This window comes from Janthinobacterium svalbardense (assembly GCF_002327145.1).
Lineage (GTDB): Bacteria > Pseudomonadota > Gammaproteobacteria > Burkholderiales > Burkholderiaceae_D > Janthinobacterium > Janthinobacterium tructae.
In genome coordinates this window covers 5,119,667-5,132,593 of record NZ_CP023422.1, presented here as the reverse complement: position 1 = coordinate 5,132,593, position 12,927 = coordinate 5,119,667, and the positions used below count along the sequence as shown (strand labels likewise).

Here is a 12,927-nt window from a genome sequence, read left to right as displayed (position 1 = left end):
TTTATATACAGTATTGAGGTGGATCATGTGGGGCGCAGTCTTACCCGAGTATGCTGAGTTGTACTGCCTGAGTAACTTCAGCTTCCTGCATGGGGCCTCGCATGCGGAAGAGCTGGTGGCGCGCGCAGTCCAGCTCGGTTACAAGGCGCTGGCCATCACCGACGAGTGTTCGCTGGCCGGCGTCGTGCGTGCCCATGCGGTAGCCAAGCGGGCCGGCTTTCCCCTGATTATCGGCGCGCACTTTCACTTGACGCGGGCCGATGGCGGCGCGGCCTTGTCCTTGCTGGCGCTGGTGCGCGATATCGATGGCTACGGCAACTTGTCGGAACTGATCACCATGGCGCGCACGCGGGCGGCCAAGGGGCGCTATCTGCTGACGCTTGACGATTTCAGCGCGCCATCGGCGCAGTTTGCCCATTTGCGGGGGCTGCCCGGCTGCCTGATGATCTTGCTGCCCAGCTATCCGGCCTCGCCGGAAGGCGTGCGCGCGCAGGGTGCGTGGATGGCGTCCACCTTTGGCAGCGAGCGCAGCTGGATCGGCCTGAATTTGCTGCAGCGGGCGCAGGACGACGCGCACCGCAGTGCCGTGCAGGACGCGGGGCAGGCGCTGGGCTTGCCCGTGGTGGCCGTCGGCCATGTGTGCATGCACGTGCGTTCGCGCAAGCCCTTGCTCGACACCTTGTGCGCGATACGCGTGGGTAAACCCGTGGGCGAGTGCGGCTATGCGCTGGCGCAAAATGCGGAGCAGCATTTGCGCGCGCGCTTGCGCCTGGCCAATGTGTATCCGCCGCAAGCGCTGGCGGAAACCGTGCGCATCGCCAAGCTGTGCACATTTTCCCTCGACAGCCTGTGCTATGACTATCCCGACGAGCTGGTGCCGGACGGCCACACGCCGGCGACCTATTTGCGCGAGGAAACCTATGCGGGCGCGCGCATCCGCTTTCCATTGGGCATTCCCGCCAACGTGCAGCAGCAGATCGAGCAGGAGCTGGAACTGATCGCCGAGCTGTCGTATGAAGCGTACTTTTTGACCGTCTACGATATCGTGCGCTTTGCCCGTTCGCAAAACATCTTGTGCCAGGGCAGGGGCTCGGCCGCCAATTCGGCCGTCTGTTATTGCCTGCACATCACGGAAGTGGACCCTGCACGGGGCAATTGTCTGGTCGGGCGCTTCATGTCGCGCGAGCGCAACGAGCCGCCCGACATCGACGTCGATTTCGAGCACCAGCGGCGCGAAGAGGTCATCCAATATATCTATAGCAAATATGGCCGCGAGCGGGCCGCGCTGGCGGCCGTGGTGATCAGTTACCGGCCCAAGAGCGCCTTGCGCGACAGTGGCCGGGCGCTGGGGATCGACCTGGGCATCGTGGAAAAAGTGGCCAAGGCGCATCGCTGGTTCGACGGCAAGCACGATCTGCTGCAGCGCCTGGCCGAATGCGGGCTCGATCCGGAGGCGGCATTGTCGCAGCAGTGGGCCGGCCTGGCGCAGCAGTTGCTGGGCTTTCCCCGCCATTTGTCGCAGCATCCGGGCGGCTTTGTCATCGCTCAGGGGAAATTGTCGCGCCTGGTGCCGATTGAAAACGCCAGCATGGCCGAGCGCAGCGTCATCGAGTGGGACAAGAACGATCTTGAAGAGCTGGGCTTGATGAAGGTCGACGTGCTGGCGCTGGGCATGTTGTCGGCCTTGCGCCGTGCCCTGGAACTGGTGAGTGCGCGGCGCGGCGAGGAATTCCGTTTGCAGGATATTCCAGCCGAAGATCCCGCCACCTACGACATGATGTGCCAGGCGGACACCATCGGTGTGTTCCAGATCGAGTCGCGCGCGCAGATGAGCATGCTGCCGCGCCTGCGTCCGCGTGAATTCTATGACCTCGTCATCGAGGTGGCGCTGGTGCGTCCCGGCCCCATCCAGGGCGGCATGGTGCATCCGTATCTGCAGCGGCGCCAGCAGAAGGAAGCCGTGGTGTATCCGAAGGGCCTGGAAAAGGCGCTGGGACGCACCCTGGGCATCCCGATCTTCCAGGAGCAAGTGATGCAGGTGGCCATTATCGCCGCCGATTTCACGCCCGGCGAAGCGGACCAGTTGCGGCGTGCCATGGCTGCCTGGAAACGCAAGGGCGGCATGAACAATTACCATGACCGCATCGTCGATGCCATGGTCGACAATGGCTACGAGAAAGGTTTTGCCGAGGCCATCTTCAGCCAGATCGAGGGCTTTGGCGAATACGGTTTTCCCGAGTCGCACGCGGCCAGTTTTGCCCTGCTGACGTACGCCAGTTCCTGGCTGAAATGCCACGAACCGGCCGTCTTCCTGTGCGCCTTGCTCAACAGCCAGCCCATGGGTTTTTACAGCCCTTCGCAACTGGTGCAGGATGCCCGCCGCCATGGCGTGCAAGTGCTGCCCGTCGACGTGGCCGTCAGCGGCTGGGAGGCGACGCTGGAAGAGACTGCGGAAGGCACCGCGCCCGCCGTACGCCTGGGCGTGAACAGCCTGTTCGGCATGCGCGCGGAGGCCGCCCGGCGCATCGAGGATGCGCGTTCCATCGCCGCCTTTCTTGACGTGGCCGACCTGGCCCGGCGTGGCGGCCTGGACCGTCATGATTTGCAGGTGCTCGCTGCCGGCAATGCCCTGCACGCGCTGGCCGGCCACCGGCGCGCAGCGCTATGGCAGGCGTTTGGTGCCGTGCCCGACAGGGATTTATTGCGTTCCACCACGCCAGAGGAAGACTTGCCCATGCTGGCCGCGCCGACGGAAGGCGAAAGCATCGTCAGCGATTACCGTTCGCAAGGCCTGACCCTGGGCCGCCACCCGCTGGCGCTGCTGCGCGCACAGTTGCTGGAAGAACGTTTTCTGCCCGCCGCGACGCTGGCCAGCTACACGCATGGCCAGCTGGCGCGCGCCTGCGGCATCGTCACCGTGCGCCAGCGGCCGGGCACGGCCAAGGGCGTGATCTTCATGACACTGGAAGACGAGACGGGCACCGTCAACGTCATCGTCTGGCCGGACCTGGTGGAAAGCCAGCGGCGCGAAGTGCTGAGCGCGCCGCTGCTGGGCGTGTATGGCGTGTGGCAAAGGGAAGGCATCGTGCGCAACCTGGTGGCCAAGCGCCTGGTCGACATGTCGCATCTGCTGGGACGCTTGCGGACCAGCAGCCGGGATTTTTGTTGAGGCTTGTCAACATCGTCCAGACGATGGCATGATTGTCATCATGACTACTTTGCCCGAACCAATACTGCGTCCCGCCCTGGTCGCCGACGCGCCCGCCATCGTTGCACTGATCGACGACCTCATGCCTTTTCTGACCCTGCACCCCGATGGCGCGGGGGCGGAACAGTTCATCGAACATTGCCGCCAGCCCGCCATCGAGCAGTATCTGTCGCTGCCCAATTACGCCTACCAGCTCGCGCATATCGACGGCGAACTGGCCGGCGTGGTGGCCATGCGCGACAACACGCATCTGTTCCACATGTTCGTGCCGCGTGCCCTGCACCGGCGCGGCATGGCGCGCCGTTTGTGGCAGGCTGCCCGCGATGCGTCGCTGGCCAGGGGCGGCGTGACGGCATTTACCGTCAACTCCTCGGCCTACGCTTTGCCCCTGTATGAAAGCCTGGGCTTTGTCGCCACGGGACCGAAGGTGGAGACGGGCGGCATCGCGTTTGTGCCGATGCGCATGGAATTGACGGCCTGATTACCAGCGCACGATCTTGCCCGGATTCATGAGGTTCTTCGGGTCCAGCGCGTGTTTCACGGCGCGCATGGTGTCGATGGCGCCCTCGCCATGTTCTTCCACCAGGAAAGCCATCTTGTGCATGCCCACGCCATGTTCTCCCGTGCAGGTGCCGTCCATGCCGATGGCGCGCGTGACCATGTCGCTGTTGACCTTTTCGGCGCGGGCAATGTCGGCCGGGTCATCGGGATCGACCAGCATCTGCACGTGGAAGTTGCCGTCGCCCACATGGCCGATGATGGCGTAGACCAGGCCCTGCGCCTCGCAATCGGCTTTGGTGGCCAGGATGCATTCGGCCAGGCGAGAAATGGGCACGCAGCAGTCGGTGGAAATGGCGCGGCTGCCAGGACGCATCTGCAGCAGGGCGAAATACGCGTTGTGGCGCGCGGCCCACAGGCGCGAGCGGTCTTCGGGGCGGCTGGCCCATTCGAAATCGCTGGCGCCGTGTTCCGCCGTGATGGCTTGCACCAGCTGCGCTTGTTCGGCCACGCTGGCCGGCGTGCCGTGGAATTCAAACAGCAACAGCGGCTTTTGCGGCAGCGCCATCTTGTCGTAGGCGTTGATGGCTTTGACGCCGTTTTCATCGAGAAACTCGACCCGCGCCACAGGAATACCCATCTGGATGGTCTGGATCACGGCGCTGACGGCTTCGCCCGTGCCGGGGAATGAGCACACGGCGGCCGAGATCGCTTCCGGCAGCGGGTACAGTTTCACCGTCACTTCGGTGATGATGCCCAGGGTGCCCTCGCTGCCGACAAACAAGCGCGTCAGGTCGTAGCCTGCCGACGATTTTTTCGCCCTGGTTCCCGTCTTGATGATGCGGCCATCGGCCGTCACCACCGTCAGGGCCAGCACGTTTTCGCGCATGGTGCCGTAGCGCACGGCATTCGTGCCCGAGGCGCGCGTGGCCGCCATGCCGCCCAGCGACGCATTGGCGCCCGGGTCGATGGGGAAGAACAGGCCCGTGTCGCGGATTTCCTCGTTGAGTTGCTTGCGCGTCACGCCCGCCTGCACGGTGGCCGTCAAGTCTTCAGCATGCACTGCTACCATCTGGTTCATTTGCGACAGATCAATCGTCACGCCACCATGCAGGGCCAGCACGTGACCTTCGAGCGAGGTGCCGCTGCCATAGGCGATGACGGGCACATCGTGCGCGCTGCATAGCTTGACGGCGGCCGCCACTTCCTCGGTGGAATGGGCGAAGATGACGGCATCGGGCAGCATGGGCGGATAGCTCGACTCGTCGCGGCCATGGTGTGCGCGCATGGCTTGCGTCATGGAAAAGCGGTCGGCAAAGATCAGGGAAAGTACGGCAGCAAGAGAGTCTGGCAGCGGTTGTTTCAGTACCGCCAACTGGTCAGTTTGATTCACGCGAGTCCTCCGTTTTTTTTATTCTACTCCGCGCCCGGGGATTTCACTCAAGCAGTATATTAATTTTTTGCCAGTTGTAAAAAAATCCGCAGGGTTTGCCGTGCACTGGTTGTAAATGAGAATCATTTCTATTAAAATGCCCGCCAGTAGTTATTTTGCAATGCGTGCTCAGACCCGAAAGGCCCTGCCATGAAATTCCCCCTGTCCCTCGCCGCCGTCCTGCCCGCCTGCGTGCTGGCGCTGAGCGCCTGCAGCAGCGTCGCACCAGCCGCTGCACCAGCCACTGGCACGGCCGCCACCACGAGCGCCGCGCCCGCTTCTGCACAAGACGTGCGCCAACTGGGCGAGATCGTCGACCTGCGCAGCGGCCAGCGCCTGAGCGCCGAGCAATTGCTGGCCCAGCTGGCCGCCGCGCCGCGCGTGATCATCGGCGAACAGCATGACCAGCTCAGCCATCACCGGATCGAGCAATGGCTGCTGCAGCAATTGCAGGGCCAGCGTCCGCAAGGCAGCGTGCTGCTGGAAATGCTGAATCCGGACCAGCAAGCCAAGGTGGACAAGGTCAAGCCGTGGCTGCAGACGGACCCCGTCGTACGTCCCGAACACGTGGCCGAACTGCTGGCCTGGCAACCGAGCTGGAAGTGGGCGCAATATGGCGACCTGGTCATGACCGTGATGCGCGCGCCGTATCCCGTCTGGTCGGCCAACCTGGACCGCAGCGAGATCAAGCAACTGTTCATCGACCAGCCAGCCGTGCAGGGCAAGCATTCGAACCTGGCCAACGATGGCAAGGTGCATGACAAGTTGAAAGACATCATCCGCGTCATGCATGACAACCAGATCGACGCGCCGCGCCTGGCCGCCATGCTGTCGGTGCAGCAGCAGCGCGACCGCCGCATGGCCGAGCGCCTGCTGGCCGCGCCCGCGCCGGCCGTGCTGATCGCCGGCGCCTACCACGCGCACAAGGACCTGGGCGTGCCGCTGCACGTGCAGGACTTGACGGGCGGCCCCGCGCCGCTGGTGCTGGTGCTGGCGCAGCAGGGCGCCACGGTGCTGGCGCCGCAGGCGGATTTCGTCTGGTTCACGCCGGCAATGCCGGCCGTTGCCAGCGCCCAATAATTCATTGCATTTCCGCCGGGCGTTCTGCCCGGCACTCTTCCCCAGCAAGCTTCTTAGCAGCAGCCAGGTAGTCCGTCCGATTTTTTCTTACCTGTTGAAGCTTCCATGCGTATTTCCTGTATCAAAGCCGCTGCCGGCGGCGTGTTTCTTTTCATCTTTCATTCCGGCGCGCAAGCGTCCGCGCTGCCGCACGACATGTCGCCGCTGGGCATGTTTTTCGCCGCCGACCAGGTCGTGAAAAGCGTGCTCATCGGCTTGCTGGTCGCCGCGCTGGCCACCTGGGTGGTCTTGCTGGTGAAGGGCGCCAGCTTGCTGACGGCCCGGCGCGCGGCGGCGCAAGCCGTCGCCATGCTGAAGACGGCGACCTCGCTACCCGACGCGGCCGCCAAAGTGGAGGGCTCAGGCAGCACTTCGCTGGCGCAGCAGTTGCTGGCCGAGGTGCAGCAGGAACTGAGCTTGTCGCACGCGAATGCACCGGCGGCAGCCCTGAAGGAGCGGGCCGGCTTTCGCCAGGAACAGTGGATCGCCCACCAGGTGCGCGCCATGACGCAAGGCATCGGTCTGCTGGCCAGCATCGGCGCCGTGGCGCCGTTTGTCGGCCTGTTCGGCACCGTGTGGGGCATCATGAACAGTTTTATCGGCATCGCCGTCAGCCAGAGCACGAATCTGGCCACCGTGGCGCCGGGCATCGCGGAAGCCTTGCTGGCAACGGCCCTGGGCCTGGTGGCGGCGATTCCCGCCGTCGTCATTTATAACGTCTTGAGTCGTGGCATCAACCAGTACAAGGCGCAGCTGCGCGCCGCTTCCGCGCAAGTGCTGCTGATGCTGAGCCGCGACCTCGACACGCGCCAGCAGGCCTGAGCCATGGCCAGCCTCTTTCCTTCTACGGACGACGACACGGCCGACATGCCGGAATTGAGCGAGATCAATGTCACGCCCTTCATCGATGTGATGCTGGTGCTGTTGATCATCTTCATGGTGGTCTCGCCGCTGGCCACCGTCGACCTGAAAATCGACTTGCCGGCCGCCACGGCCAAGCCCGAGCCGCGTCCCGACAAGCCCCTGTTCGTTTCCCTGAAAGCCGATCACCGCCTGTATCTGGGGGAATCGCCCGTGGCGCGCGAGCAACTGGGCCGCCTGCTCGATGCCGAAACGGGCGGCGACCGCCAGCGCACGCTGTTTTTCCAGGCCGACAAGCAAGCCGCGTATGCAGACGTGCTGGGCGTGATGGATGCCCTGCGCCAGGCCGGCTACCTGAAAGTGGGCCTGGTGGGCCGGGAGGGGGGCGGGTGAATCCGCGTCCGATATTGAGCTGGGGCATCGCCACGTCGCTGGTGTTGCTGGCTGCCTTGGCGCTGCTGCTGTGGGCCAGCTGGCAGCCCGTCAGTGTGGCGCCCGTCAATCCGGCCGCCAGCGTGATGCTGGTGTTTGCCGCGCAAGCGATGTCGCCGGAGACACAACAGGCGGCAGCAGCAGGGGCGCGCCAGTCGGCCGCCTCCAGTGCCGCCCGGCCGCCAAAGAGTGCCATCAGGCAGGAAGCGCTGCCCGTGCTGGCGCGTGCCGCCGCGCCGCAGATCATCGCCGCAGAAAAGGACGCGAAGGCGGCGGCCAGTCCCGTGACGGATCCGGGCAAAGAGATTGCCAATGAGCCGACGGTCCCCGCACAGGCCAGCAGCAGCGCCACACCGGCGCCAAGCCCCGTGCGCGGTCCGCAGGCGGCGCCGTTCGACAGCGACACGCCACCTGCCAGCGCGGCGCCGGCCAGCTGGCAAAGCCGCGTGCTCAGCCACCTGGCCCACTTCAAGCGCTATCCCGGTGATGCGCGCCAGCGCAAGCGGGCCGGCGCCGCCTGGGTGCGCTTCCAGGTGGACCGCGACGGCAAGCTGCTGGCCAGCGAATTGATCACGTCATCGGGCACGGTGATGCTCGACCGCGAAGCGCTGCAAGTGCTTGAGCGCGCGCAACCGTTGCCGGCGCCGCCAGTCACCTTGCTGCGCCAGGGCACGGTGACGGTCACCTTGCCCGTGTCGTTCAGGCTCGATGCCGAGAGCGGCCACGGCGGCAGCTGATTTTTCGCATTTTTTCAATCACATAACAAATCGAGGGTGTATGAATATCAAGATAATGGCGCGCGCCGTGGGCGTGTGCATGGCCGTGCTCGCGCAACAGGCGTGGGCGCAAGAAAATGCCGGCGGCAAGGTCGAGCTTTCGCCGCTGAATGTGTCGGGCGAGGCGGTCCCTGCGGAACAGCAGGCGCTGGAAAAACCGGGCGCCGTCAGTGCGCGCGGACCGGACACGCGCTTGCAGAGCGTGGACCAGATCGTGCGCAGCATGCCGGGCACGTTTACCCAGATCGATCCGGCGCAGGGTGCCGTCAGCGTGAATGTTCGCGGCTTGTCGGGTCTGGGGCGCGTCAACATGATGGTCGATGGCGTGAGCCAGAATTATTATGGCAGCGCGCCCTCGTCCGTGTCGCACGGCGGCGTGCCCAGCAGCCAGTTCGGCGCCCTGATCGACCCGAATTTCATCATCGGCGTGGACGTGTCGCGCGGCAATGTCGTCGGCGGCGACGGCATCAATGCGCTGGCCGGCAGCAGCAACTTTCGCACCATCGGCGTCGATGATGTCGTCTTCGCCGGTGAAAAAACCGGGGCGCGCACGAAGATGTCGACAGGAAATAATGGCGTGGGGCGTAGCGCCATGCTGGCCGTGGCCATGAAAAACCCTGCCTTCGATGGCGGCAGCGTGGGCTTCATGGCGGCCACCAGTGCCAGCGTGATCGGCAATAACTACAAGAATGCCAACGGCGTCAACAGCGAGGAATTCGGTTTCGGCTACAACCGCTATTACAAGCAAAAGCCCAAGTCGCAACTGCTCAAGCTGGACCTCAAATTGAGCGATTTCCACTCTTTGGAACTGTCGGCGCGCGATTACCGCAGCACGTTTACGCGCCGCGATATCCAGAGTGATGACTACTACGTCAAATATCACTACACGCCGTTTTCCGAATTGATCGACCTCAATGTGGTGGCCAGCAGCAGCCGTGGCAACCAAAAATACATGCCCGAAGCGCTGACCAATTTCATCAACACGAATGCGGCCAACCGCGCTGATGCCTTCGATATCAACAACACCAGCAGCTTCAAGCTGGCGGGCGGCGATGCGCTGGTGACCGTCGGCGGCAAACTGATGCGCAACAAATACAGCAAGCACGTGGAAAGCCTGGTTGACGATCCCGACAACCCCGAGGCGAACCAGCAATCGATTGAAAACAATACTTTCGGGCCGGAAGGACGGCAAAAGATCGATAGCCTGTATGCCGGCCTGCAATACAACCGTGGCATTGTTCAAGTCAATGCAGGCCTCAACTATACGAGCTTCGAGCTGACGGGTTACAAGCCTGCCTGCGACCTGCGCGTGCAGTGCTTCCCGCAAGGCGCGTCGCACATCGCGCTGAAAGAACACGGCGTGAATCCTTCGCTGATGCTGTCGGCCCAGGTCGCGCCGTGGTTCCAGCCGTTTGCCAGTGCCGAGCGCACCATGCGCGGACCGAATCCGCAGGAAGTATTCTTTTCCAACGATGGCGGCGCCTCGATGAACCCCTTCCTGAAGGGCGAGCGGGCCAGCACTTATCAGCTGGGCTTCAATTCCAGCCTGCATGGTTTGCTGAGCAAGAATGACGTGCTGAACTTCAAGGCCCTGTATTTCAAGAGCAAGATCGACGGCTATATCACCAGCCAGTCCTTCCTCGTGTGCGACAGCGGCCGCAAGTGCAATATCGCGGAAGTGCTCGCCAATGACTGGCGCAATGTGGATGACTACATGACCAACATGTATATCTACATCAACTCGGCCACGCCCGTGTACTCGCGCGGATGGGAGCTGGAAGCGCAATATCAGCTGGGGCCGGCCTATGCGCGCCTGTCGTACACGCGCGAAACGACGCGCCAGCCCACCTCGATCGCCAGCGCCTGGTTCGGCGCGGCCGACATCAGCGAGCTGCCCAGCGCGTACTACAACCTCGACGTGGGCACGCGCCTGCTGGACAACAAGCTGGAAGTGGGTGCCATCCTCAAGCACACGGGCTCGAACCGCCGCTTGTCGCCGGACAATGAAGCCGACGAAGCGACGGGCGAAGTGCTCAAGGCCGAGAATCCGAAGATCCCGGCCGTGATCGACCTGTATGCGAGTTATCAGGTGTCGAAAAACCTGTTCCTGCGCCTGTCGGTGCAGAACGCCATGAACAAGGATTTTTCGGAAGCGCTGAACCGCTTGAACTCGATGCCGTCGCAGTCGCAGGACAACACGCCGCTGAGCACGGCGCGGGGCAGGACGTATGTGGCGGGGCTGGAGTACCGGTTTTAAGGTGCACCCCAGCCCTGCGCCCTGGGTGAATTAATACTCGCGTGGTGTCGTTCCGTAGTAACTATGGATGGACTGGGCCCACGTGGTATCGGCCATGTTCGGCCAGTTATCCGTGTCGAAGCCGGGCGCGTTTTCGATGCGTTCCTTGTCGACGTTGAGCGTGAAGCGCTTGTTGACGGTGTCGAGCAGCAGCGCTTCCCAGGGCACGGCGAACAGTTTTTCGCCGATGGTGAAGACGCCGCCGTGCGACATGACGGCATAGGCGATCTTGCCGCTGCGCATGTCGATCATGATTTCCTTGATTTCGCCCAGGTGTTCATCCTTGGCGTTGTGCACATGGTCGCCGATCAGGGTGTCGGCACCCATCAGTTCAGGACCGGGACCTTTGTGGCCGCGGTTGACATACATGCCGTAGGCGTCGCGTTCTTCGTAGCTCATGATGTACCTCCGTTGAAAAATCCCAGTCTGCCGACAGGGCGCGGCAGGGTCTGTTCGCTCGCCCACACAAATTAAGGAATTGAAAATATTTTAATTATTACTATTGAGTAATTTTGTTGTGTGTAGACCGCAGGAGCGGGGGCGATCGTCGACATTTGGCGTAAATTTCCGCGCGTGGAGAGCGCCGCAGGCGGGCTTTAGTGTATAATTTCAATTTCCCGCACGTGCCGTTCGGCACCATCTGCAATGACCAAATTTGTCTTCGTCACTGGTGGCGTTGTGTCTTCCCTTGGAAAAGGGATTGCCGCCGCCTCCCTCGCCGCGATCCTCGAATCGCGCGGCCTTAAAGTCACCATGCTCAAGCTCGACCCGTATATCAACGTCGATCCTGGCACGATGAGCCCTATGCAACACGGTGAAGTATTCGTCACCGATGACGGGGCTGAAACCGACCTCGACCTCGGTCACTACGAGCGCTTCATCTCCACCCGCATGAAAAAGGTGAATAACTTCACCACTGGCCAGATCTATGAATCGGTGATCCGCAAGGAACGCCGGGGCGAGTATCTGGGCAAGACCGTGCAGGTGATTCCGCATATCACCAATGAAATCCAGGATTACATCCGCCGTGGCGCCGAAGGCTACGACGTGGCCCTGTGCGAAATCGGCGGCACCGTCGGCGATATCGAATCGTTGCCCTTCCTGGAAGCGGCGCGTCAGCTGAGCCTGCGCGCCGGCCGCAAGAACACGGCTTTCGTCCACCTGACCCTGGTGCCTTACATCGCCTCGGCCGGTGAACTGAAGACCAAGCCGACGCAGCACTCGGTGCAAAAGCTGCGCGAAATCGGCATCATGCCGAACGCGCTGCTGTGCCGCGCCGACCGCGCCATCCCGGAAGACGAACGCGCGAAAATCTCGCTGTTCTCGAATATCGAAGAGCATGCCGTCATTTCCGTGTGGGATGTCGACACCATCTACAAAGTGCCGCAAATGCTGCACGACCAGGGCCTCGACAAGATCATCTGCGAAGCGCTGGACCTCGATCCGGCACCGGCCGACCTGTCGATCTGGAGCAAGCTGATCTACACGATGGAGCACCCGAAGGCGGAAGTGACCGTCGGCATGGTCGGCAAGTATGTCGAGCTGACCGAGTCGTACAAGTCGCTGATCGAAGCGTTGCGCCACGCCGGCATCCACACGGAAAGCCGCGTCAACATCGAGTACATCGATTCGGAAGAAATCGAAACGACCGGTTGCGAGAACCTGGCCAAGTACGATGCCATCCTGGTACCGGGCGGCTTCGGCAAGCGCGGCGTGGAAGGCAAGATCAAGGCGGCCCAGTTCGCCCGTGAGCACAAGATCCCTTACCTGGGCATCTGCCTGGGCATGCAAGTGGCCCTGATCGAATACGCGCGCAACAAGGCAGGCATGCCGAACGCGAATTCGACCGAGTTCGACCTTGATACGGATCAACCTGTCGTTGCACTGATCAATGAGTGGCAAAACCACGATGGTAAAGTCGAGTTGCGCGATGAAAACTCGGACCTGGGCGGTACCATGCGCCTGGGCGCGCAGACCTGCGCCGTCAATCCGGGCACCCTGGCTGCCGAGATCTACGGCAGCGTGGTGACCGAGCGTCACCGCCATCGCTACGAAGCCAACAATCATTACCTGGCCCGTGTCGAAGCGGCTGGCATGATCGTCTCGGCCCGCACGCCGAGCGAAGATTTGTGCGAAATCATGGAATTGCCACGCACGGGTGAAAATTCCCACCCATGGTATATGGGCGTGCAATACCATCCCGAGTTCAAGTCGACGCCACGCACCGGCCATCCGTTGTTTACCTCGTTCATCAAGGCAGCGCTGGCGCACAAAGAAGCCAACGCCGCCGCGGAATAACGCGGGT

At 62.7% G+C, this 12,927-nt stretch carries 10 protein-coding genes; 8 read left to right on the top strand and 2 right to left on the bottom strand.

What is annotated here, in order from left to right; all coding sequences use genetic code 11:
* Positions 1-25: 25 nt before the first annotated feature.
* Positions 26-3,169, top strand: a complete 3,144-nt coding sequence (locus tag CNX70_RS22820; RefSeq protein ID WP_096237329.1) for an error-prone DNA polymerase — start codon at positions 26-28, stop codon at positions 3,167-3,169.
* Positions 3,170-3,209: 40 nt separating this feature from the next.
* Positions 3,210-3,689, top strand: a complete 480-nt coding sequence (locus tag CNX70_RS22815; protein ID WP_244198927.1) for a GNAT family N-acetyltransferase — start codon at positions 3,210-3,212, stop codon at positions 3,687-3,689.
* Here the strand turns inward: CNX70_RS22815 and CNX70_RS22810 are convergent, their stop codons facing one another.
* Positions 3,690-5,099: an FAD-binding oxidoreductase gene (locus CNX70_RS22810; RefSeq protein ID WP_425269206.1), complete on the bottom strand. Its 1,410-nt coding sequence runs from the start codon at positions 5,097-5,099 to the stop codon at positions 3,690-3,692.
* Positions 5,100-5,288: 189 nt separating this feature from the next.
* Between CNX70_RS22810 and CNX70_RS22805 the strand changes: the two genes are divergently transcribed.
* The 5 genes from CNX70_RS22805 to CNX70_RS22785 all read left to right on the top strand — a co-directional run bounded on the left by CNX70_RS22805 (position 5,289) and on the right by CNX70_RS22785 (position 10,583).
* Complete coding sequence (locus CNX70_RS22805) at positions 5,289-6,218, top strand: ChaN family lipoprotein (protein ID WP_096237327.1); 930 nt, start codon at positions 5,289-5,291, stop codon at positions 6,216-6,218.
* A 105-nt stretch (positions 6,219-6,323) separates the two neighbouring features.
* Positions 6,324-7,079, top strand: coding sequence for a tonB-system energizer ExbB (gene exbB / locus CNX70_RS22800; protein WP_096237325.1), 756 nt, complete (start codon positions 6,324-6,326; stop codon positions 7,077-7,079).
* 3 nt (positions 7,080-7,082) lie between these two features.
* Complete coding sequence (gene exbD, locus CNX70_RS22795) at positions 7,083-7,511, top strand: TonB system transport protein ExbD (RefSeq protein ID WP_096237323.1); 429 nt, start codon at positions 7,083-7,085, stop codon at positions 7,509-7,511.
* The gene (locus tag CNX70_RS22790; protein WP_096237321.1) at positions 7,508-8,287 is read left to right on the top strand and encodes an energy transducer TonB family protein; all 780 of its coding nucleotides are present in this window, start codon (positions 7,508-7,510) and stop codon (positions 8,285-8,287) included. The genes exbD and CNX70_RS22790 overlap by 4 nt, the downstream gene beginning before the upstream one ends.
* Before the next feature lie 40 nt (positions 8,288-8,327).
* The gene (locus CNX70_RS22785; RefSeq protein ID WP_096237319.1) at positions 8,328-10,583 is read left to right on the top strand and encodes a TonB-dependent receptor domain-containing protein; all 2,256 of its coding nucleotides are present in this window, start codon (positions 8,328-8,330) and stop codon (positions 10,581-10,583) included.
* A gap of 30 nt (positions 10,584-10,613) precedes the next feature.
* Here CNX70_RS22785 and CNX70_RS22780 read toward each other — a convergent pair whose 3' ends face one another.
* Positions 10,614-11,021, bottom strand: a complete 408-nt coding sequence (locus CNX70_RS22780; protein WP_071075939.1) for a PRC-barrel domain-containing protein — start codon at positions 11,019-11,021, stop codon at positions 10,614-10,616.
* 246 nt (positions 11,022-11,267) lie between these two features.
* On the opposite strand from CNX70_RS22780, the gene CNX70_RS22775 reads away from it, so the two are divergent.
* Complete coding sequence (locus CNX70_RS22775; protein WP_071075940.1) at positions 11,268-12,920, top strand: CTP synthase; 1,653 nt, start codon at positions 11,268-11,270, stop codon at positions 12,918-12,920.
* Positions 12,921-12,927: the final 7 nt, after the last annotated feature.